This is a genomic window from Pseudomonas sp. GG8 (assembly GCF_052976945.1).
In genome coordinates, this window is the sequence record NZ_JBRIIP010000001.1 from 1,756,113 (window position 1) to 1,776,649 (window position 20,537).

The window sequence follows — 20,537 nt, forward strand, 5'->3', positions numbered from 1 at the left end:
TCTATTTTCCGGCGACCTGGGCGATGGCGTGATTCCAGAACGGATTGGCGAACAGAAGAATCATCGACACCACGAAGCAGTAAATCGCCACTGACTCGACCATGGCCAGGCCAACAAACAGCGTTCGGGTAATGGTCGCGGCAGCATCGGGTTGTTGCGCCAACGACGTTAACGCCGTCGCCACTGCACGTCCTTCACCAAGTGCGGGGCCAATACTGCCGATGGCGATGGTCAGCCCTGCAGTGATGATGGAAACCACTGCAATAATCGTCATGCTATCCATGGTAATTCCTTCCTGAGTTCAAGTTGTCGAGTCGGAGATGGAGTCTGGCGCGGGCGGGCGTGATCGTGTCGCTGCCGCGATGTAAACCGCTGCCAGAATGCTGAAAATGTAGGCCTGAACCATGCCGGTCAATAACCCAAGCGCACTGAGGGCGATGGGAAAGAGGAAGGGGGTGATGGTTAGCAGGATGGCGAGAATCATCGCGCCGCTCATCATGTTGCCAAACAGACGGGCAGCCAGTGCCAACGTGCGCGAGAGTTCGCTGACGATGTTGAAGGGCAGCATGATGAAGGTTGGCTTCGTATAGGCGCGCAAGTACTCGCCCAGACCGCAATCGGCGATGCCAAACAGGGGCACTGCGATAAACACGCAGATTGCCAACGCAGTTGTCGTCGACAGCGATCCGGTGGGTGGCTCATACCCAGGCACGATCGTAAATAAAGTGGCACTCGCCACAAACAGAAACAGCGTCCCGACAAATCCAAGGTATTTACGTGGCTGGAGGAGGCCAACCTCACCTAACTGCGTGGTAATGCCGGTGACGATGATTTCCAGCAAATTCTGCCAGCCGCTGCGCTCCAATCCACGGGACAGCCGGCGGGTCACCAGTTTTGAACCCAGCGCGAGGAATAGCATCAGCGCCCATGTAAAGGCGATAGTGGCGTTGATCTTGAAAAAGCCGTATTGCCAGAAAATGACGTCGTCCGGGCTAAGGTGCATGGCTGTCCTCCGCGAAAGGCAGGGTTGGCCGAGTCAGTCGCGTAACAAAAAAGCGGGCCACGGTAAACCCGAGCAACGCGACCAGCCAGCGCTGCCAGTCACCGTCGCAGGCAAAATAGAAACCGACCAGCACGACGCCGGTTCGCAGGAGCAGGCTGGCGAAAAACCAGAGCGCTGCCCAACGCGATGACGCTGCCTGACGAACCGTCCACCAAAGGCCACCGAAAAAGAACGCACCGAGCACAACGCCCACCGCAAATGCCGGGACCAGACTCAACATGTCACTCATCCTTATCAGACTCCTGATCGCGAATTTCCCGACCTTCTTTGGCAACCCAATGCCATGCATTGAAGCAACCGAGGCCTAGCCCCAGAGCCAGCAGCGCAAGTGTCCACGAGTGGCTGCCTGGATAGTGCTTATCTAGCCAAAAACCCAACGCGGCGCCGAGCAGCGTCGGGAGGGTCACCGACCAGCCGATCAGGCCCATCATGCCAAGACCGGACCAGACCGTTTGATTAACCTGGCGCTGCGCCTTGAGCTTGCGCGCTGCTTTAACACCGATCTGCTCGCTGAACGCCTTGCCCTTGGCGGGCTTCTTTTCTTCGCGGTCACTCATGATGCATGGCCGCGAAACGGGTAATGAAACCGCCCTCCAGCTTCGCCAGGACCGAACGTACACTGCGCTCCTGCTCATCCAGATTGAGGAACTCCTGCTCGACGGCCTTGTGCAGTTCACCCAGGTCCGTGCCGCCAATGGCGTTACGCACGGAAATGAGGACGTCGCGCCCGGTTTTGACCAATACCCCCTCATCGACCGCCACACATACTTCGCCCTCGGTCGCAGTTTCATAAATGAGAATGCCCGGTGCAAGAGCTGCCACACAGTCCAGCCGCTGAGGCAACAGGCCGAAAGAGCCGTTGTGGGATTCGGCGACAATACGCAGTACGTCGACCTTATCGGCGAAGACCTTGAAGGGCAGCAGAATTTTAAGTTTCATGTGGGTTGACGGCATTTTTAGCCTCCGTTGCAGGCTCGGGGCTGGCTTTGCCCAGCGCTTCGTCAATGCTCCCTATCATGTACAGGGCGCTTTCCGGGACGTCCTTGAACTCATCGCGCAGAATGCGCTCGCAGCCGTCCAGGGCGTCCTCGAGGCTGACCCACTTGCCTGCAAGACCGGTAAATTGCTCGGTGGTAAAAAACGGCTGAGTGAGGAAGCGTTCCAGCCGCCGGGCACGGGCAACCACCTTGCGATCCTCGGTCGACAGCTGTTCCAGACCGAGCATGGCAATAATGTCTCTCAGGTCGGCGTATTGCGCCAGTGTGCGGCGGATCTCTTGAGCCAGCGCATAGTGCCGCTCGCCGATGACCCCGGGCGTGGCCATTTTCGAGTTCGACAGCAGCGGATCGATGGCCGGGTACAAACCCTCACTGGCCCGCTTGCGAGACAGCACGATGGAGGCGGAGAGGTGGGAAAAGGTATGCACGGCGGCGGGATCGGTAAAGTCATCAGCCGGCACATAGACCGCCTGAATCGAGGTGATGGCGCCGGTATCGGTGTTGGCGATGCGCTCTTCCAGTTGCGACAGTTCGGTGCCCATGGTCGGCTGATACCCCAGGCGCGAGGGCATCTGGCCCATCAGCCCGGAAATCTCCATGCCCGCCTGGATAAAACGAAAAATGTTATCGACCAGCAGCAACACGTCACGGTGCTCGTCGTCGCGGAAATACTCGGCCATGGTCAAGGCCGCGTGGCCGACCCGAAAACGCGCGCCCGGAGGTTCGTTCATCTGTCCGAAGATCATCACCATGTTCTCCAGGACGCCTGCTGCCTTCATGTCGCGGTAGAGTTCCTCGCCTTCGCGGCAGCGCTCTCCGATGCCGCAAAAGATACTGACGCCTTCGGTCTGCCCCACCATGTTGTGAATCATCTCGGTCAACAGCACAGTCTTGCCGACGCCAGCCCCACCGAACAGCCCGGCCTTGCCACCACGCTCCAGCGGCATCAACACATCAATGACCTTGATCCCCGTTGCGAATACTTCGGTTTTGGTCGAGCGATTGGCCAGTGAAGGTGGCGCGCGATGGACGCTGCGCCAGCCAACCTGAGGCGCGGGCAGACGGTCGATGGCATTGCCAAAGACGTCGAACATGCGTGACAGAATTTCCTTGCCTACGGGGGCAAGCAAGGGCCCGCCGCTGTCCTCGACCCGCATGCCGCGAGCGAGACCTTGTGTCGGCGTCAGGGCGATGCCGCGTACACGATGAGCATCCAGTTGCTCCATCACTTCGATGATGATTTTGCCTTCGGCCCCAGTGTGCAGCAGGGAATGGATCGGAGGCAGATGGGCTTCGAAGCGTATATCAACGACGCTGCCACGCACCGAAGCAACCACGCCTGTATTCGATAAGCAGGCATTGCTTGTCATGCGAGCCCCTTATTTCCGTTGTCAGCCGAGTAGGGCACCGGGAAATCTCATTCTGAAAGGCTGCGCTGGGCATTTCTTGCCGCGTGCGCAATTCCCCAGATAACCCAGTAAGGGTCTATATTGGCCCCAATAAATCCAGGGTGCATAGACCCTGATCAAGGATCGGGCGAAAAATATCCACCGGGCACCCGGTGGATGTCGCTCAACGTTCGACCGGCTGGCGTTCGGTCAGGCTTGAATTCGGCCTCCCGACAGGCGGTAAAAAAACAAGAGTATTTTCGTTCAGGCTGCGATAAATGCGTGAATAAAGTATTGTTGTTCGCATCAGCACGATGTCAGAAGCCTGGGGTGTTCAGGCGTTGTTAAATGATCGAGGGTGTCATGGGTTACGAAAGCATAAAGTGGGACAAGCTGGGATTCGATTACATCAAGACAGATCTGCGCTATTTGTCTTACTGGCGCAACGGTGCCTGGCAGGAAGGCACCCTGACAGAAGACAACGTGTTGCACATCAGCGAAGGCTCGACAGCCCTTCACTACGGTCAGCAGTGCTTCGAAGGGCTCAAGGCGTATCGCTGCAAGGACGGGTCGATCAATCTGTTCCGCCCCGACCAGAACGCGCTACGCATGCAGCGCAGCTGTGCCAGGTTGCTGATGCCTCCTGTTCCTTCTGATGTCTTCATTGAAGCCTGCAAGCAAGTCGTGCGCGCCAACGAGCGCTTCATCCCCCCCTATGGCACAGGCGGAGCGCTATACCTGCGCCCCTTCATCATCGGGGTTGGCGATAACATTGGCGTGCGTACGGCACCGGAGTTCATTTTCTCGATCTTCTGCATGCCGGTGGGCGCCTACTTCAAAGGCGGCTTGAAACCGAACAACTTCGTGATTTCCAGCTATGACCGGGCTGCACCCAATGGTACCGGGGCCGCCAAAGTGGGCGGTAACTACGCCGCGAGCCTGATGCCCAATTCAGAAGCCAAGAAGCATAACTTCGCCGACTGCATTTACTTGGACCCCCTAACCCATTCGAAAATTGAAGAAGTGGGGTCTGCCAACTTCTTCGCTATTACGCGCAATGATGAGTTCGTGACACCGAAGTCACCTTCGGTACTCCCTGGTATTACTCGCTTGTCGTTGATCGAGCTGGCGCAAACTCGCCTGGGCCTGAAAGTCATCGAGGGCGATGTGTTTATCGACCGCCTTGATGAGTTCAAGGAAGCCGGCGCCTGCGGTACGGCTGCGGTGATTACACCGATTGGCGGCATTGAGTACCAAGGTAAGTTGCACGTGTTCTACAGTGAAGAAGAAGTAGGGCCCGTGACTCAGCGGCTCTATAACGAACTCACGGGCGTGCAAACAGGCGATATCGAAGCGCCTGAAGGCTGGATCGTGAAAGTCTGATAACAGCCCCCTGCATACACTGTATGGGCTCATCCACCCGCATGAAGGTGGATGAGCACCGGTATCTATCGCCGGACAGTGAGGTCTGCACAGGGTGACGTCATGTTATGGAACTCTCCCAAACACAGTGTTCCTGCAACGGGTCACCGGTTAAACCGTTCAACCAGCGCGCGCAAACCACGAGATGTACTTTCCAGTTCGTTGCCACGCATCACCGCTGCATGTGCATTGTTTGCTGTTGTCTCAACGGTCCCTGCAACATTATTGATTTGCCGGGCTATATCTTCAGCGACATGGGCCTGCTCTTCTGAAGCCGCTGCCATCTGGTGACTCATGCTGCTGATGCGCTCAACGGCTTCCCGGATTCCCTGAAGTGCCTGTTGTGCCTCAATGACTTGCAGGACACCGTGATCGGCCTCGTTGATGCCCATCCGGGCAATGCTGACAGCCTCATCGGCACCCTTTTTCAGGGTTTCAATGACGTGTTGAATTTGCTGGGTTGATTCGCGAGTTTTGCCGGCCAGTGCGCGGACCTCATCGGCCACTACTGCAAAGCCCCGACCTTGTTCACCGGCTCTGGCTGCTTCAATGGCGGCGTTGAGGGCAAGCAGGTTGGTTTGGTCGGCAATGGATTGAATCATCCCTGCAGCACTCATGATCTGCTGAGTTTCGTTGGCCAGGTTATCCACGGCGTTGCTGATGTTGGTTACAGTGCTTGCCAGCAGTTGAATGGCTTCTCTAGACGTCCCGGCCACTTCGCCAGCCCGTTGAGCCAGTTCATGTGCTGTTTGTGCTTCATGTGCAGTGTGTTGCACATGACCGGACACCTCGTTGATCGACGCGGCCATTTGAGTCATGGCAGCGGCCGTCATGTCAGTTTCGGCTCTTTGCTCAAGCAAAGCCTGTTCAGTCTGGCTGGAAAGCAGTGAGGAGTGTGCCGCCGCCTCAGACACCTGGGAAGCGAGATCGCTCAGGCGCGTGAGGGCGGTCTTGAGCCGGGCGTCTTCACTGATCAGTATCATCGCCAGCTGCGCCGACGGGCCATAGGCGTCGCTATAGGTGAGCGCACTCACCGGGTCTGTAAACGCGTCGGGTGCACTTTCAATGATGTGCTTTAGTTGGCGCCCGATCCGTTTATATGACCACACACCTACGATTAAAAATAACCCGGCGGTCGCGGCCTGGGCGACCGGATTGGGCAGGTAGTTAGTAGCGCCAATAGCGAGAACAGCCGCTATTGCGGGGAAAAGCATTTGCCCGGCAAAAGCAGCTAGGTGATGTTTTGTGGACACGGCATTTTTACCGGCACGCAAACGCTCGTACAGCCGATGTGCTCGGTCTATCTGCTGTCGGGTCGGCTTGACCCTGACGGACTCGTAGCCGACTAACTTGCCCTCTTCAAGAATGGGGGTTACGTACGCGCTGACCCAATAAAAATCTCCGTTCTTACAGCGATTTTTTACAACACCCATCCAGCTTTTTCCCGCTTTCAAATAACGCCACATCAGCGCAAAAACAGCAGGTGGCATGTCGGGGTGACGCACCAGGTTGTGAGGGCTGCCGATCAGCTCTTGTTGAGAGTAACCGCTTATCTGGGCGAACTCGCTGTTGCAATAGGTGATTTTTCCGCTGGTATCAGTCGCTGAAATCAGGCGTTGTTGAGCCGGAAATATTTGCTCGACAGCAGTGGTAGTACGGGCAGTTCGCAAGGTAAATATGTCCAGAAGAGTTAATGTTTAATGATGTAAAGCCATACGAGTTATGGGTTACTCCCTAACGATGGCTCATGCTAAATCAAGGGCGTAATGATAGTGCGGAGGCCTATTGATTTCAGGTGTGGGTGATAGCAGTTAGCCTCTACGCTTATCAACTATAAAACATGCGCGTGCAGTGAAGTGGTGTGGCTGCTATTCAGGGATAGCTTTATATGCCAAGGGCGGCAATTGCCGCTCCCTACACAGGGCGAAGTCAGGCCGCTAATCTGCTCCCGCGCTTCGAGCGAGCGCTTGGAGTCCTCCATCAAGGCGGCAGGGCTCGTTGGGGGAAGGCACAATCTGCCTTGATAAAAAGGTATACGCGGATTCTAGCCTGCTTTTTTGTGCCAGAGCGGTTATTTGTCAAATTGTCATACTTTTTGCTCTCACTGAGGCGCGGTGCGTTGAGCAGGCTTTCGAACCAAAGCGCCTATCACGCTTGGCCGCTCTGTTAGAATCGGTGCACTTGATATTCAGAGGTGCACAGATGAGCTCGCCGATTCGCCTTACCCAGTACAGTCACGGTGCAGGTTGCGGCTGCAAAATCTCTCCACAGGTGCTGGAGGTGATTCTGGCTGGCAGTGGTGCGCAGAACCTTGATCCAAAACTCTGGGTTGGCAATGCATCGCGCGACGACGCGGCGGTGTACGCCATCGATGAGGAGCGCGGTGTGGTGTCGACCACCGATTTCTTCATGCCTATCGTCGATGATCCATACGATTTCGGACGGATTGCCGCCACCAATGCCATCAGCGATATCTACGCCATGGGCGGTGATCCGTTGATGGCGATTGCAATTCTGGGTTGGCCGGTCAATGTGCTGGCGCCGGAAGTTGCCCGTGAAGTGATTCGCGGCGGGCGTGCAGCCTGTGATGCTGCCGGCATCCCGCTGGCGGGTGGGCATTCGATTGATACGCCGGAGCCTATTTTTGGTCTGGCAGTGACGGGATTGGTCGAGAAGCGATTCATGAAGCGCAATGACACCGCGACCGAAGGTTGCAAGCTCTATCTGACTAAGCCTTTGGGCATCGGTATTCTCACAACGGCCGAGAAAAAGGGTGTTTTGCGCGCAGAGGATCAAGGGGTGGCGCGCGACATGATGTGCGCATTGAACAAGCCCGGCAGCCGTTTCGGCAAGCTGGAGGGGGTCAAGGCGATGACCGATGTCACCGGTTTTGGCTTGCTTGGCCACCTGGTGGAGATGGCGGACGGTAGCCAACTGACAGCGCGCCTCGACTTTGCAGCCGTACCTCGATTGGCCAGTGTCGACTTCTATCTTGAGCAGGGCTGCGTCCCGGGTGGGACCCACCGTAATTTCGACAGTTACGGCGAGCGCATCACCGCGTTGACGCAAATGCAGAAGTTGCTGTTGTGCGATCCGCAAACCAGTGGCGGTCTTCTGGTTGCCGTCGAAGAGGGTGAGCAAGCGAACTTCCTTGCGCTGGCCTCTGAACTGGGGCTGGAGTTGTCTGTAATTGGCGAATTCGTGGGCCGACAGCGTCACGCGGTTGAGGTGTTCTGATGCGTCAAAACAGCACCGACTACCGCGACATTTTTCTCAACGACCGCCCCTTGATGGACGTTCGTGCGCCGGTCGAATTCGACAAAGGTGCTTTTCCCCTGGCGTGCAATCGGCCACTGATGAACGATCTGGAACGGGAGAAAGTGGGCACCTGCTATAAGCAGCAAGGGCAGCAGGCGGCCATTGAACTGGGCCATCAACTGGTGTCCGGCCAGACCAAACAAGCGCGCATCGAGGCCTGGGTGGACTTTGCCCATTCCCAACCTCAGGGCTACCTGTATTGCTTTCGGGGAGGATTACGCTCGCAACTGACCCAGCAATGGCTCAAGAGCGAGGCCGGGATCGAGTATCCACGGGTTATCGGTGGTTACAAGGCTCTGCGAACGTACCTGATCGACGTTACTGATAGCGCGGTGGCCGAGTGCGATTTTGTGCTGGTGGCCGGGCTGACAGGCTCCGGCAAGACCGAAGTATTGACGCAGTTGGCCAATGCCCTGGATTTAGAGGGGCTCGCGAATCACCGCGGCTCCAGTTTCGGCAAGCATGCGACGCCGCAACCGGTGCAGATCAGTTTCGAGAATGCCTTGGCGATCGACATTCTCAAAAAGCGTGCTGGAGGTATCAGTCAGTTCGTTCTCGAGGACGAGGGGCGTGTTGTCGGTAGCCGTGCGATCCCGCTGACATTGTTCCAGGGCATGCAGAAGTACCCGCTGGTCTGGCTTGAGGAGCGCTTCGAGGATCGGGTCGAGCGAATTCTTAAAGATTATGTGATCGATTTGTGCGCCGAGTTCATAGGTGTTCATGGCATCGAGCAGGGCTTTGGCGTCTTTGCTGCGCACCTGCGCCAGAGCTTGTCAGGCATCGTCAAACGTCTGGGCGGAGAGCGCTACCAGCGCCTGGCCTTGATCATGGACAGTGCACTGATCGAGCAGGAAAAGTCCGGTGCGGTCGATCTGCACCGGGACTGGATCATCGGGATGCTGAGTGAGTATTACGACCCCATGTATGCCTATCAGAGAGACAGCAAAGGGCCGCGTATCGAGTTTTCCGGCGATCATGCGGCGGTGCTTGAGTACCTGAGAGAGCGTGGCCGCCGACTCGACTGAGTACCGGGTTCGGCTGTGCGTCATCCGTTGATGACGTACAGACAGATCGACAGGGTCACCAGCGAGCCAAGGGTCGAGATCAGAATCGTGCTTGAAACCACGGATGCCTCGCGCCGGTAGTATTCGGCCAGCATGAACGGCCCGGTACCTGTGGGAAGCGCGCTGAGTAATAGCGCCGAATTGGCCCACAACGGCGGCAGGTGGAATACGCGGAACACCAGAAACCAAGTCAGCAGTGGATGCGCGATCAGCTTTATCAGTACCAGCATCGTTGCGCCTTGCCGTGGGCCTTGCTGTTTCTGGGCGAGGAACAGCCCGAGTGAGATCAGTGCACACGGTGTGGTTGCTGCGCCGAGCAGGCTCAAGAATTTTTCAAGTGCCCCGGGCAGCGGCACGCCGGTATAGGCCCAGCAGGCGCCCAGAATCGGCGAGACCACCAAGGGGTTTTTCGCCAGCGCGAGTAGCACCTTGAGCACGATGCGATGCACCCGACGCTCGCTCTGTAAACCGATCTCGATGCACACCAGCGCCAGCCCGAACAACACACAGACCACCAGCAAGGACGCAATCAGAGCCGGTTCAAGACCCTCTGGCCCCAGCACCATGATGCACAGCGGTATGCCGATATAGCCGGTATTGGCATAGGACGCGCTGAGTGCATCAATACTGGCATCGGCGAAGTGGCCACTCTTTTTCCAGCGAAGTAACAGGGTCAGCACGAACATCGCAAGCGTGCTGCCTGTAAACGCGAGCACAAAGCCTGGGTGCCAGATTTTCTCCCAGGTTGCGGTGGCAGTCGCCGTGAATAACAGCGCGGGCAGACACAGCCACACCACCATGCGGTTGATTTCCGAGGCCGCGTTCGGGCCCAGACGATGGGTGCGTCGGCATACAAAACCGATGAGGATCAGGGCGAAGATCGGCAGCAATACATTCAATACAGAAGACATCGACCCCGACCCCTTGAACCGCTAACAAGCCGGCAAGGTTAAAGTCGGAAATCGTTAGCGTCCAATCTTTATTGATGCGCTCGGGATCTGCAATCTCTCTGTATCAACGGTTTCAGGGCAGCAGAGCGGACCCTTGCCCGGCCACAAAGTCGCTATTCAACGAGAAGATCAACGCCTTCAACCCGCCTTCAGGGTGGATGTCGGCAAACTCGGGCGGGTTTTCCAGGCGCTGCTGAAAAATCAAGTCAGGCGCCTCGACAGCGGCGCTGTCGATTAAAAAGTCCGGGCCGATGGCGGGGTCATTGATACACGCCAGTACAAGACCTTGCGGGTTGAGCAAATCAGGCAGGCGGCGGAGGATTTTCTGGTAGTCCTTGGTCAGCACAAAGCTGCCTTTCTGAAACGAAGGCGGGTCGACGATGATCAGGTCGTAGGGGCCGTCTCTTTTTACTCTCGCCCAGGATTTGAAAAGGTCATGCCCTAAAAAACTCACGCGGCTCAAATCATGCTGGTTAAGGCGGTGATTATCTCGCCCTCGGCTCAAGGCGGCCTTGGCCATGTCGAGATTCACTACGTGCTCGGCGCCCCCGGCAATGGCGGCGACAGAAAAGCCACAGGTATACGCGAACAGATTCAGCACCCGTTTGCCGTGTGCCTGAGCTTGAACCCAGCGGCGACCATAGCGCATATCCAGGAACAGCCCGGTGTTCTGGTTTCTGCCAAAGTCCAGTTTGAAATGCAGACCGTTCTCGGTGACAACCCCATTATCAACGGTCTCCCCCAGCAACCATTCGGTTGTACTGTCTTGAAGGTAGCGGTGTTGCAATAACAGGGTATGCGCCTGGCTGTGCAGCCAGGCGGGAGACTGACTCAGGGCCAGAAGCATGTGCTTCATGGCAGCCAACTCGGCTTCATCCGGTTGCTTGTACAGCGACACCAATAGCACGCCCTGCAACCAGTCAACGGTCACTTCTTCAAGCCCCGGCCAGCGTAGCCCTCTGCCGTGAAACAGGCGGCGAGCTTCGTCAGGTACTGCACTTAAAGCGGAGATTAAATGCTGTTGCAAGATAGAGAGGGCTTCGGAATTCATTGCGGGCTATCAGTCATTCGAAAGCGCGCAGTTTAAGCGTAATCGCCGGGGGGTTGGTGGCGTTTATTTTGTTAGCCTAGGCAAAAGCCGCTCGAGTTTACTGAGCGGCACCACGCGAAATAATCGGGGGAAAGGATGAAAAGCGAAACAAACGACGTGGTAACGGTTCCGTATGAAACTGCTGCTTTCTATACCAGGACAGCTGTCGAGTGATCTTGATCAAAGCGTCAGGGCTGGTCCGAAACGACGCCAAAACCCAGAAGTGTCTGCTTAATCCTACGGATTTCACCTTGGCAGGTGGAGATCGCATCGCCCTCACGGGACCGTCGGGGTCGGGGAAAAGTGTATTTCTTCGTGCCCTGGCGCTGCTTGATCCGCTGGAGGAGGGCCGCGTTTTTTGGCGCGATAAACCGGTGTCGAGCTCCGGGATTCCGGCGTATCGCCGCCATGTCAGTTACATCGCTCAGCGCCCCGCAATGCTTGAGGGCACAGTTGAAGACAATCTGCGTTACCCCTTCAGCTTGAAGGTCTATCACGACCTTACCTTCGACCGCGCCGCCGCCTTGCGGTTGGCCGAGCAGGCGGGTAGGGGGGAGCGCTTTCTCGACCAGCAGGCCAGCGAACTGTCGGGGGGTGAAGCGCAAATTGCAGCGTTGATCAGGGTTCTGCAATTGCAGCCTGATGTGCTTCTGCTTGATGAACCCACCGCGTCACTGGATCCCGAATCATCTCGAGAAATCGAGTCACTGGTGGCGGCCTGGTTCAGTGGCGCCGCGCAAGATGATCGCGCCTACATCTGGATCTCCCACGATCAAGAGCAGGCTCAGCGCATGAGTGAGCGAAGGCTGACGATGCAGGCAGGCACATTGAGCGAGCACACGACCTGATGGACTATCAGAACTTATCGCTACTGGATATTGGAATTGCTTCCTCGTTGATCCTGATTAACGGCGTACTGTCCCTTGTCCTGAAGCTTGATCTGGAACGCAAACTGGTGTGGGCGGCGATCCGCACCGTTGTGCAGCTACTCGCCATTGGTTATGTCTTGGGTTGGGTGTTCAACTTCGCCCAATGGTATGTCGTGCTGCCGTTGATGGCCGGGATGACCTTGATTGCGGGGCTGTCGGCCTCAGGACGAGGCAAGCGGACGTATGCGGGGCAGCGTATCGACAGCATTGCGTCGATCTGGCTGAGTTCATGGCTGGTCACTGCCGTGGGGCTGTTCGCCGTTATTCGGATTCATCCCTGGTATGAGCCGCAGTATGCAATCCCCATTCTCGGGATGATTCTCGGCAACACCCTGACCGGGGTGTCGTTGGGTATTGAGCGGATGACTCAGGAATTGACGACCGGGCGCAACGTCGTGGAAATGAGTCTTGCCCTCGGCGCTACCCGCTGGGAGGCCGCACAAGGCCCGGCCCGCCAGGCGGTGCGTGCCGGGATGATCCCTACGCTTAATCAAATGACTGTGGTCGGGCTGGTCAGCCTGCCCGGGATGATGACGGGGCAGGTGCTGGCGGGGCAGTCGCCAATTCAGGCGGTGCGTTATCAAATCATCATAATGTTCCTGATCGCGGCGGCATCGGCGCTGGGAACGGTGTGTGCAGTACTGCTCACCTACCGGCGGCTGTTTTCAGCGGATCACCGGTTTTTGGCGTCGAGGCTGATGGTGCGCAAATAGTTGGCAATGACATTCCCTTGCGCACTCTGATTTGTCGGCGAGGCATCGCCGCCGTTGATCAGAGGTGCAATATCCGGGGCTACTTCTTGGTATTGTGCGTCACAATTTGTCACGTTTTCCCCTTTTTTAACGAGAAGCTGTAGCAATGCCTGAACCAATTCCCTTGAAGGACCACGAGAAAGAAACGCAACTGGTCAATAAGCGTTTGCTTGCGTGTGGTCTGCTCGTGGCCGTGTTGAGCTGCATTCTGGTGGGTAGAATGTATTTTCTGCAGGTAACCGAGTTTGCTTATCATTCGACGATTTCAGAGAACAATCGTGTGCATGTCCTTCCGATCCCGCCGGAAAGAGGCATGATTTACGACCGTAATGGTGTGGTGCTGGCGGACAATCGGCCCAGTTTCAACCTGATCATGACCCGCGAGCGGTCCGGGGACTGGAGCCAGGTGCTGGACTCCCTGATCAGTATTCTTCAGTTGCCTGAAGAAGACCGGATTTTGTTCGACAAGGATCTGAAGCAAGCCCGTCATCGCTTCGACCCTGTGACGTTGCTGTATGAGTTGACCGAAGAACAAATTGCCCTGGTCGCCGTCAATCAGTTTCGCCTGCCGGGGATCGACGTCGAGCCGCAGTTCGTTCGGCATTATCCGTTGGGCGCGCATTTTGCCCATTCCATTGGTTATGTGGGCAGGATCAACGAAAAAGAGTCCAAGCAACTGTCAGTGGATTATCGCGGCACTCAATCGATCGGCAAGACCGGTATCGAGCGCTTCTACGAGTCTGAACTGCATGGCCGGGTCGGTTATGAAGAGGTCGAAACCAATGCGCAAGGGCGGGTGTTGCGCGTGCTCAAGCACACGGACCCTATCCCCGGTAAAAGTATTGTCCTGAGCCTGGATATCGGTCTTCAGGAGGCGGCGGAAGATGCCCTGGGAGATCGGCGTGGTTCGGTGGTGGCGCTGGACCCGGAAACCGGCGAAGTACTGGCCATGGTCAGCAAACCCAGTTTCGATCCCAACCTGTTCGTCACCGGGATTAGCTTCAAGGAATACGCAGCGCTGCGTGACTCTGTCGACCGGCCCTTGTTCAACAGGGTGCTGCGCGGGTTGTATGCGCCCGGTTCGACGATCAAACCTGAGGTCGCGATTGCAGGGCTGGACAGCAGTGTTGTTACCGCGCAGACCCGGGTGTTCGACCCTGGCTACTTCCAACTGCCGGATTACGATCACAAATACCGAAACTGGAACCACAGCGGTGATGGTTGGGTGGACATGGATGCCGCCATCATGCGTTCCAACGACACCTATTTCTATACGCTGGCGCACAAGCTCGGCATTGATCGCATGCATGACTACATGACCATGTTTGGCCTGGGACAAAAAGTGTCGCTGGACATGTTTGAGGAGTCGGCGGGGCTAATGCCTTCCCGTGAGTGGAAGCGGGCCACGCGACGTCAGGTCTGGTTCCCGGGTGAAACCGTCATCTTGGGTATCGGGCAGGGGTATATGCAGGTGACACCGCTGCAACTGGCCCAGGCCACCGCGTTGATTGCCAACAAAGGCGTGTGGAATCGGCCTCATCTGGCGAAAACTATCGATGGTGTGTCACCGGTCGATGAACACCCGATGCCTAACATCGTGTTGCATGACTCCAGTGAGTGGGATCAGGTCAATCACGGTATGCAGATGGTGATGCATGACCCGCGTGGCATTGCTCGGGCTTCTGCCCTCGGCGCGCAATACCGGATTGCCGGTAAAAGCGGCACGGCCCAGGTGGTTGCGATCAAGCAGGGTGAGCGCTACAACCGTTTGAAAACCCTGGAGCGCAACCGCGACAACGCCTTGTTCGTTGGTTTCGCCCCGGCGGCACATCCGAAAATCGCGGTCTCGGTCATGATCGAGAACGGTGAAGCGGGCGGTCGCGTGGCGGGTCCTGTCGTGCGCCAGGTGATGGACGCCTGGTTGCTCGACAAAGAAGGCCACTTGAAGCCGCAATATGCGACGCCGGTCAAAGCGCCGGGTGAGCCGCACGTCTGATACGCCGCATCAAGCTCACGTTATGCGCGAACAAATGCGCTCCAACAGGACGCGCATTTGCCCGCGAAGCAGGCTGGTCAGATCCCGGTTTATGCCCGTAAACCGGGCGTTCAAGCTTCATCGTGCACCACTGTGAATCAATAAAAATCTTCCTGAAAATTTCTGCAAAAAAGTCGTTGTATCCGTCTGAATTTGAATGTTATGTTGATAACATATTGAAGATTAATGACCGTCTTCTAACATTTATGGCTGCGCCAAGGCGTTGAATCCGGCATGAACTCCACTGAAAAAAGCAGTTTTCTGGTGACGCTGGAACAGCGCTTCACTGGCCTGACGCCTACAGGGAAGCGTATCGCCGGTTACCTGTTGGCCAACCCTCAGAAGTTGCCCTTCGAAACAGCGGACAGCATCGCGCAGCAAACCGGAACCACGGGCATTTCGGTCGGACGCTTCTTGCGTTCGCTGGGCTACCGTAATCTGGACGACGTCAAACAAAGCTTGCGCGGTGACTCGGGTAATACCTGGCTGATCACCGACCGGCTTGGCGCCTTCCGTGAAGAAGCCACTCACGGCGATGCGCTGGATCGCTCGTTGAGCCGAGAACTGGACGCTATTCAGCACGTGTACGGCCTGGCCCGGAGCGAACAGTTTGCCCACATCGTCGAGCGTCTGTACGCCGCCGATGCGGTATTCATTGTCGGTATTCAGACCACTCGCGGCATTCTCAACGCGTTTCATAGCCACCTCGAATACATCCGGCCAAAGGTCTACTACGTCGATGGCCTGTCCGGGACTTATGCGGAGTCCCTGAACTCAAGTTTCGAGAATCCCTACGCGATCATTTCCGATTTCCGTACCTATTCCAGCGTGGCCCGCACATTCTGCGAGGTTGCCAGCAGCAACAATCTGCCCTTGGCATTGGTCACCGATTTCCACTGTGCGTGGGCCAGGGATTACCCCATGGACCTGTTGCAACTGAAGACCGACGTGGGTCAGTTTTGGGATTCCCTGGCACCGCTGACATGCCTTTTCAATCTGATGGTGTCGGCCGTGGCGGAAAAATACGGTGACCGTCTGGACGAGCGTCTGGCGAAAAATCGGCACCTGCAAGAGCTTTTTGGCCAGTTTGAATAGCGCTGCTCAGGGCTATCAAACCGGCAACATGATGACCAGCGTCTTACTTTTGATTGGAGTGTTTACGTGAACAGCAGCCTACTTGTCGAAGTCGATGCCCACGCGCTGCAGGTCGAAATCGATCTGATCTACGCTGGCGCCGATAACCTGGCTGGCACGCCGATTTATCAAGATCCACGCTGCTTGTTGCACCGCGACGCCGAACGCTGCCTGCGCATGGCCAGCCGTCTGGCGCGCCAGGCAGGGTTGAGCCTGCGCATCCTCGATGCCTACCGCCCGCCGTATGCCCAACTGTTGTTGTGGCAGGCGCTGCCTAACCCGGAATACGTGCGTGATCCAACACTCGGTTCGCACCATAGCCGTGGCGTGGCTGTCGATTTAACGTTGATCGACGCCGACGGCCAGCCGCTGGACATGGGCACCGGTTTCGATGACATGCGTGAGCAGTCTCACCAGTTTTTCGCCGACCTGCCTACCGCCGTGCAGCGCAACCGTTTGTTGCTGCTGGGGATCATGCTGAGCGCCGGGTTCCAGCCGATTGCCAGCGAATGGTGGCATTACGAATTGCCCGACGCCGAGAGCTATCCGTTGATTGACGACGGTTCGATCCGTCCGGCCAACCACTGACGGATAACCACTGAATAGATGACACCTGCTTGACTGTGACACAGCCTGACATGACCGGGACGACAATGAATCCCGGCGTAAATTCGGTGCAATCCTTTTCCAGAACAGGCAAGGATTGGCCGTTTTCGAACACTCATTGCGAGTGGTCGAGCTTTAACTGCCCGGTATAGCTTTAATAAAAAACCTGACGAACTTCCACATATCGAATGATCAAGGAACCGGCATGAATCTAATCTTCACCCCGCGCAAATTGGCCATGGCCTTGCTGTGTTCGGCTCTGGGTCTCGGTGCCTGGCAGTCGGCCAGCGCCGCCGTGCCGCAAGACACGCTGATGATCGGCAAACCCGCCGACCCGCAGACCCTCGACCCGGCCGTGACCATTGATAACAACGACTGGACCGTGACCTATCCGGCGTACCAGAAACTGGTGGCCTACAAGGTCGAGAACGGCAAGGGCAGCACCGAGGTGCAAGGTGATCTGGCCGCCAGCTGGACCACATCAGCCGACAGCTTGATCTGGGAATTCAAGATCAAAACCGGAAACCTGTTTGATGATGGCGCCGAAGTGGACGCCAACGCGGTAAAGTTTTCTTTCGACCGGTTGATGAAACTCAAGCAAGGCCCGTCCGGTGCGTTCCCCGACGACATGGTGGTGGCGGTGGTCGACCCGATGACCGTGCGCTTTACCCTGAAAGCACCGTATGCGCCGTTCCTCTATACCCTTGCGCATAACGGCGGGGCGATCATCAACCCGGATGTCGCCAAGAAGACCGACGACGTCAACGCATACCTGTCGACCCATACCGCGGGTTCTGGTGCCTTCCGACTGACCTCATGGCAGAAAGGCCAGTCCTTGACCATGGAGCAGAACACCTACTTTTCTGGCCCCAAGCCAACGCTGAAAAAAGTCGTGATCAAAATCATTGGTGAGGCGTCGGTACGCCGATTGCAACTGGAGCGTGGTGACCTCGACATCATTGAAGACATGCCCGAAGACCAGCTTGATGCGCTGGGCAAAAAAGCCGGCGTAGTGGTTCGCGACTATCCGTCGCTGCGGGTCACGTACCTGTACCTTAACAACAAAAAAGCACCGATGAGCAACCCGGATGCACGCCGGGCTATCGTCGATGCGCTGGATTATGACGGCATCATTAACGGCATTCTCAAGGGCAAAGCCAAACCCATGAACGGGCCGATCCCACAGGGCATGTGGGCGTACGATCCGGCGTTGCCGCCGATGAAGCAGGACGTAGCCAAGGCCAAGGCCGACCTGGCGAAAGTCCCGGAGAAAATCAGCAGCCTAAACTTCATGTATTCGGACAAGGACCCTAACTGGGAGCCTATCGGTTTGACCTTGCAGGCTGGCCTGGCACCGCTGGGGGTCAATCTCAAGTTGGAGAAGCTGGCCAACGCGACCCTGCGTGAGCGCCTGGGCACGGGTGATTTCGATATTGCCATCGGCTCCTGGAGCCCGGACTTCGCTGATCCCTACATGTTCATGAACTTTTGGTTCGACTCCAAGCTGCAAGGCCTGGCGGGCAATCGCTCGTTCTATGACAACCCGGTCGTCGATAAACTGATCCGAGAGGCCGCGTCGAACAACGACACCGCCAAGCGCACCGAGTTGTATCAGCAAGCGCAGAAAATTGTCCTTAACGACAGTGTCTACGCCTACCTGTACCAGAAGAGCTACACGCTGCCGATGCGTGACGCAGTCAAAGGTTACGTGTTCAACCCGATGCTTGAGCAAGTATTCAACATCGACACCATCACCAAGTAAGTCGTCGTTATCGCTCCAGCGACCCACCTGTAAAAGGTGGGTCGTTGCAGCGTTGTGCCCACGGCAGACGTTTATCGCTGCCGATCCGAAGCGTTACCGAGGTGCCTGATGGCCTTCCTGAATATGTTGCGCAAACGCCTGTTCGGCCTGTTGCTGGTCGTTGTGGGCGTTTCGTTGATCACCTTTGCGATTTCCCATCTGATCCCCGGCGATCCGGCCCGACTGATTGCTGGCGACCGTGCCAGCGATGCCATCGTCGCCAACATCCGTCATCAATTGGGGCTGGACCTGCCGCTGTATCAGCAATATGGCCGCTACATGCTTGACCTGTTGCAGGGCGACCTCGGCACTTCGATCCGCACCAGTCGACCGGTGCTCGAAGATTTGCAGGCGTATTTTCCGGCGACTCTGGAGCTGGCGTTGGCGGCCCTGACCCTGTCGATACTGATCGGAGTGCCATTGGGCGTGTTGTCTGCGGTATACCACAACCGGGCCATTGATCAGATTGCACGGACCCTGGCCGTCACCGGTATTTCAACGCCCGCGTTCTGGCTTGGACTGGGCTTGATCGTGCTGTTTTACGGACATTTGGGCTGGCTGCCCGGCAGCGGTCGTCTCGATGAAGGGCTTGAGCCGCCACCGACCTTTACCGGTTTCTACTTGATCGATTCACTACTGGCAGGCGATGGAGCGCTGTTCTCCAATGCTCTGCAGCATTTGATCCTGCCAGCTGTAACCCTGGGGTTTGTCAACCTGGGGGTGGTGGCGCGGCAGATACGCTCGGCGATGCTCGACCAGCTTGGTGAGGACTACATCCGCACTGCGCGCGCCTACGGCTTGTCGCGTTGGGCGGTAATTCTGCGCCATGCGCTGCCGAATGCGTTGATCCCGTCGGTGACGGTATTGGGTCTGACGCTGGGCGACCTGCTCTATGGTGCGGTGCTCACCGAAACGGTCTTCGCCTGGCCAGGCATGGGCGCTTATGTGGTCAAGTCGATTCAGTCCCTGGATTTTCCGGCAGTGATGGGCTTCGCGATTTGGGTGTCCTTCATTTATGTACTGCTCAACATGGCCATCGATCTGCTCTACCGCGTGATCGACCCCCGCATTGGCGAGGTCAACTGACATGTCTATTCCCGTTAACCCGCTGACCGTCGCGCCGCTTGCCCACCCCCCGCGCTGGAGGGAAAGGTTCGCCTACCTGGCCTACCAGATTCGTCGCAGCCCGCTGACCATGGCGGGCCTGGCGATCTCCCTGGTCGTCCTGCTGTGCATGGCGTTCGCGCCGTGGCTGGCGCCCCATGACCCCAACGCACTGGACCTGGTGCATCGCCTGGCACCGCCTTCCGCCGCGCACTGGTTCGGCACCGATGAAGTCGGCCGTGACCTGTTCAGTCGAGTGTTATACGGCAGTCAGCAATCGGTCGGTGTCGGCCTGTTCGTGGCCTTTTCCTCGTGTCTGATCGGCGGGTTGCTGGGCTGCATGTCCGGGGTCATTGGTGGGCGTTTTGACAGCCTGACCATGCGCCTGATGGACATCATGCTTTCGGTGCCGTCGCTGGTGTTGATCATGGCCCTGGCCGCCGCGTTGGGCCCGAGCCTGTTCAACGCCATGTTGGCGATCACTCTGGTGCGGATTCCGTTCTATGTGCGACTGGCCCGAGGGCAAGCGTTGAGCATCCGTCAGATGGGTTACGTCAAGGCCGCGCAGACCTTCGGTGCCGGGCGCTGGCACATCGTGCTCTGGCACGTGGCGCGCAATGCGATGCCGCCGTTGTTGGTGCAACTGAGCCTGGATATTGGCAGCGCGATCCTCATGGCTTCGGCCCTGGGTTTCATCGGACTCGGCGCGCAACAACCGACGGCGGAGTGGGGGGCAATGGTTGCCACGGGGCGTAACTACATCCTCGACCAATGGTGGTATTCGACGTTCCCCGGCCTGGCGATTTTGGTCACGGCGACCGGATTCAATCTGCTGGGCGACGGCGTACGGGACTTGCTCGATCCGCGTCAACAGGGGAAATGA

At 57.2% G+C, this 20,537-nt stretch carries 20 protein-coding genes and 1 pseudogene; 11 read left to right on the forward strand and 10 right to left on the reverse strand.

The window, feature by feature from the left end:
• Position 1 precedes the first annotated feature (1 nt).
• From ACVBEG_RS08575 to atpD, 6 genes are read right to left on the reverse strand one after another with little or no spacing between them, the layout of a single operon-like run.
• On the reverse strand, positions 2 to 283 hold the full coding sequence (locus tag ACVBEG_RS08575) for a F0F1 ATP synthase subunit C (RefSeq protein ID WP_219060682.1): 282 nt from the start codon (positions 281 to 283) through the stop codon (positions 2 to 4).
• A gap of 18 nt (positions 284 to 301) precedes the next feature.
• Positions 302 to 1,003 carry a F0F1 ATP synthase subunit A gene (locus tag ACVBEG_RS08580; RefSeq protein WP_322215739.1) on the reverse strand — a complete coding sequence of 234 codons (702 nt, stop codon included), beginning with the start codon at positions 1,001 to 1,003 and terminating at the stop codon, positions 302 to 304.
• Complete coding sequence (locus tag ACVBEG_RS08585; RefSeq protein WP_322179655.1) at positions 993 to 1,292, reverse strand: ATP synthase subunit I; 300 nt, start codon at positions 1,290 to 1,292, stop codon at positions 993 to 995. The genes ACVBEG_RS08580 and ACVBEG_RS08585 overlap by 11 nt, the downstream gene beginning before the upstream one ends.
• Positions 1,285 to 1,620 (reverse strand): AtpZ/AtpI family protein, encoded by a 336-nt coding sequence (locus ACVBEG_RS08590; protein WP_322179654.1) that lies wholly within the window; start codon positions 1,618 to 1,620, stop codon positions 1,285 to 1,287. Before ACVBEG_RS08590 ends, ACVBEG_RS08585 begins: the two co-directional genes overlap by 8 nt.
• Positions 1,613 to 2,017, reverse strand: a complete 405-nt coding sequence (locus tag ACVBEG_RS08595; RefSeq protein WP_447107576.1) for a F0F1 ATP synthase subunit epsilon — start codon at positions 2,015 to 2,017, stop codon at positions 1,613 to 1,615. The genes ACVBEG_RS08590 and ACVBEG_RS08595 overlap by 8 nt, the downstream gene beginning before the upstream one ends.
• Positions 1,992 to 3,431 (reverse strand): F0F1 ATP synthase subunit beta, encoded by a 1,440-nt coding sequence (gene atpD / locus ACVBEG_RS08600; protein WP_322215742.1) that lies wholly within the window; start codon positions 3,429 to 3,431, stop codon positions 1,992 to 1,994. Before atpD ends, ACVBEG_RS08595 begins: the two co-directional genes overlap by 26 nt.
• A 381-nt stretch (positions 3,432 to 3,812) precedes the next feature.
• On the opposite strand from atpD, the gene ACVBEG_RS08605 reads away from it, so the two are divergent.
• Complete coding sequence (locus ACVBEG_RS08605; protein WP_322182730.1) at positions 3,813 to 4,832, forward strand: branched-chain amino acid aminotransferase; 1,020 nt, start codon at positions 3,813 to 3,815, stop codon at positions 4,830 to 4,832.
• 143 nt (positions 4,833 to 4,975) lie between these two features.
• Here the strand turns inward: ACVBEG_RS08605 and ACVBEG_RS08610 are convergent, their stop codons facing one another.
• Both ACVBEG_RS08610 and ACVBEG_RS08615 read right to left on the reverse strand, forming a co-directional pair.
• Positions 4,976 to 6,085, reverse strand: coding sequence for a methyl-accepting chemotaxis protein (locus tag ACVBEG_RS08610; protein WP_407074631.1), 1,110 nt, complete (start codon positions 6,083 to 6,085; stop codon positions 4,976 to 4,978).
• A 174-nt stretch (positions 6,086 to 6,259) separates the two neighbouring features.
• Positions 6,260 to 6,541, reverse strand: a pseudogene (locus ACVBEG_RS08615) (PAS domain-containing protein); the annotation flags it as partial.
• A 532-nt stretch (positions 6,542 to 7,073) separates the two neighbouring features.
• Between ACVBEG_RS08615 and selD the strand changes: the two are divergent.
• Both selD and mnmH read left to right on the forward strand, forming a co-directional pair.
• Complete coding sequence (selD, locus tag ACVBEG_RS08620) at positions 7,074 to 8,108, forward strand: selenide, water dikinase SelD (protein WP_322179650.1); 1,035 nt, start codon at positions 7,074 to 7,076, stop codon at positions 8,106 to 8,108.
• On the forward strand, positions 8,108 to 9,214 hold the full coding sequence (gene mnmH / locus ACVBEG_RS08625) for a tRNA 2-selenouridine(34) synthase MnmH (protein WP_322215744.1): 1,107 nt from the start codon (positions 8,108 to 8,110) through the stop codon (positions 9,212 to 9,214). Before selD ends, mnmH begins: the two co-directional genes overlap by 1 nt.
• A gap of 20 nt (positions 9,215 to 9,234) precedes the next feature.
• On the opposite strand, the gene ACVBEG_RS08630 is transcribed toward mnmH, so the two are convergent.
• Together ACVBEG_RS08630 and ACVBEG_RS08635 are read right to left on the reverse strand one after the other, a co-directional pair.
• Positions 9,235 to 10,164: an AEC family transporter gene (locus ACVBEG_RS08630; RefSeq protein ID WP_322179648.1), complete on the reverse strand. Its 930-nt coding sequence runs from the start codon at positions 10,162 to 10,164 to the stop codon at positions 9,235 to 9,237.
• Positions 10,165 to 10,276: 112 nt separating this feature from the next.
• Positions 10,277 to 11,254, reverse strand: a complete 978-nt coding sequence (locus ACVBEG_RS08635; protein WP_322215748.1) for a class I SAM-dependent methyltransferase — start codon at positions 11,252 to 11,254, stop codon at positions 10,277 to 10,279.
• A gap of 209 nt (positions 11,255 to 11,463) precedes the next feature.
• Between ACVBEG_RS08635 and ACVBEG_RS08640 the strand changes: the two genes are divergently transcribed.
• From ACVBEG_RS08640 to ddpC, 8 genes are all read left to right on the forward strand, one after another.
• Positions 11,464 to 12,141 carry an ABC transporter ATP-binding protein gene (locus ACVBEG_RS08640; RefSeq protein ID WP_322179646.1) on the forward strand — a complete coding sequence of 226 codons (678 nt, stop codon included), beginning with the start codon at positions 11,464 to 11,466 and terminating at the stop codon, positions 12,139 to 12,141.
• Positions 12,141 to 12,935 (forward strand): ABC transporter permease, encoded by a 795-nt coding sequence (locus tag ACVBEG_RS08645; protein WP_322179645.1) that lies wholly within the window; start codon positions 12,141 to 12,143, stop codon positions 12,933 to 12,935. Before ACVBEG_RS08640 ends, ACVBEG_RS08645 begins: the two co-directional genes overlap by 1 nt.
• 145 nt (positions 12,936 to 13,080) lie before the next feature.
• Positions 13,081 to 14,970 carry a penicillin-binding protein 2 gene (mrdA, locus tag ACVBEG_RS08650; RefSeq protein WP_322179644.1) on the forward strand — a complete coding sequence of 630 codons (1,890 nt, stop codon included), beginning with the start codon at positions 13,081 to 13,083 and terminating at the stop codon, positions 14,968 to 14,970.
• A 273-nt stretch (positions 14,971 to 15,243) separates the two neighbouring features.
• The gene (locus ACVBEG_RS08655) at positions 15,244 to 16,104 is read left to right on the forward strand and encodes a MurR/RpiR family transcriptional regulator (protein WP_447107577.1); all 861 of its coding nucleotides are present in this window, start codon (positions 15,244 to 15,246) and stop codon (positions 16,102 to 16,104) included.
• A 66-nt stretch (positions 16,105 to 16,170) separates the two neighbouring features.
• Positions 16,171 to 16,731, forward strand: a complete 561-nt coding sequence (gene ddpX / locus ACVBEG_RS08660; protein ID WP_322179642.1) for a D-alanyl-D-alanine dipeptidase — start codon at positions 16,171 to 16,173, stop codon at positions 16,729 to 16,731.
• 223 nt (positions 16,732 to 16,954) lie between these two features.
• A complete protein-coding gene (locus ACVBEG_RS08665) occupies positions 16,955 to 18,511 on the forward strand; it encodes an ABC transporter substrate-binding protein (RefSeq protein WP_322179641.1) in 1,557 nt (518 codons plus the stop codon).
• Positions 18,512 to 18,619: 108 nt separating this feature from the next.
• Positions 18,620 to 19,636 (forward strand): ABC transporter permease, encoded by a 1,017-nt coding sequence (locus ACVBEG_RS08670; RefSeq protein ID WP_322179640.1) that lies wholly within the window; start codon positions 18,620 to 18,622, stop codon positions 19,634 to 19,636.
• Position 19,637: 1 nt separating this feature from the next.
• Positions 19,638 to 20,537, forward strand: a complete 900-nt coding sequence (gene ddpC, locus ACVBEG_RS08675) for a D,D-dipeptide ABC transporter permease (RefSeq protein ID WP_322179639.1) — start codon at positions 19,638 to 19,640, stop codon at positions 20,535 to 20,537.

Excerpts from the sequence above, each read along its gene's own strand:
- ACVBEG_RS08575 (WP_219060682.1), bottom strand. The coding sequence starts at position 283 with ATGGATAGCATGACGATTATTGCAGTGGTTTCCATCATCACTGCAGGG.
- ACVBEG_RS08580 (WP_322215739.1), bottom strand. The coding sequence starts at position 1,003 with ATGCACCTTAGCCCGGACGACGTCATTTTCTGGCAATACGGCTTTTTC.
- ACVBEG_RS08585 (WP_322179655.1), bottom strand. The coding sequence starts at position 1,292 with ATGAGTGACATGTTGAGTCTGGTCCCGGCATTTGCGGTGGGCGTTGTG.
- ACVBEG_RS08590 (WP_322179654.1), bottom strand. The coding sequence starts at position 1,620 with ATGAGTGACCGCGAAGAAAAGAAGCCCGCCAAGGGCAAGGCGTTCAGC.
- ACVBEG_RS08595 (WP_447107576.1), bottom strand. The coding sequence starts at position 2,017 with ATGCCGTCAACCCACATGAAACTTAAAATTCTGCTGCCCTTCAAGGTC.
- atpD (WP_322215742.1), bottom strand. The coding sequence starts at position 3,431 with ATGACAAGCAATGCCTGCTTATCGAATACAGGCGTGGTTGCTTCGGTG.
- ACVBEG_RS08605 (WP_322182730.1), top strand. The coding sequence starts at position 3,813 with ATGGGTTACGAAAGCATAAAGTGGGACAAGCTGGGATTCGATTACATC.
- ACVBEG_RS08610 (WP_407074631.1), bottom strand. The coding sequence starts at position 6,085 with ATGCTTTTCCCCGCAATAGCGGCTGTTCTCGCTATTGGCGCTACTAAC.
- selD (WP_322179650.1), top strand. The coding sequence starts at position 7,074 with ATGAGCTCGCCGATTCGCCTTACCCAGTACAGTCACGGTGCAGGTTGC.
- mnmH (WP_322215744.1), top strand. The coding sequence starts at position 8,108 with ATGCGTCAAAACAGCACCGACTACCGCGACATTTTTCTCAACGACCGC.
- ACVBEG_RS08630 (WP_322179648.1), bottom strand. The coding sequence starts at position 10,164 with ATGTCTTCTGTATTGAATGTATTGCTGCCGATCTTCGCCCTGATCCTC.
- ACVBEG_RS08635 (WP_322215748.1), bottom strand. The coding sequence starts at position 11,254 with ATGAATTCCGAAGCCCTCTCTATCTTGCAACAGCATTTAATCTCCGCT.
- ACVBEG_RS08645 (WP_322179645.1), top strand. The coding sequence starts at position 12,141 with ATGGACTATCAGAACTTATCGCTACTGGATATTGGAATTGCTTCCTCG.
- mrdA (WP_322179644.1), top strand. The coding sequence starts at position 13,081 with ATGCCTGAACCAATTCCCTTGAAGGACCACGAGAAAGAAACGCAACTG.
- ACVBEG_RS08655 (WP_447107577.1), top strand. The coding sequence starts at position 15,244 with ATGAACTCCACTGAAAAAAGCAGTTTTCTGGTGACGCTGGAACAGCGC.
- ACVBEG_RS08665 (WP_322179641.1), top strand. The coding sequence starts at position 16,955 with ATGAATCTAATCTTCACCCCGCGCAAATTGGCCATGGCCTTGCTGTGT.
- ACVBEG_RS08670 (WP_322179640.1), top strand. The coding sequence starts at position 18,620 with ATGGCCTTCCTGAATATGTTGCGCAAACGCCTGTTCGGCCTGTTGCTG.
- ddpC (WP_322179639.1), top strand. The coding sequence starts at position 19,638 with ATGTCTATTCCCGTTAACCCGCTGACCGTCGCGCCGCTTGCCCACCCC.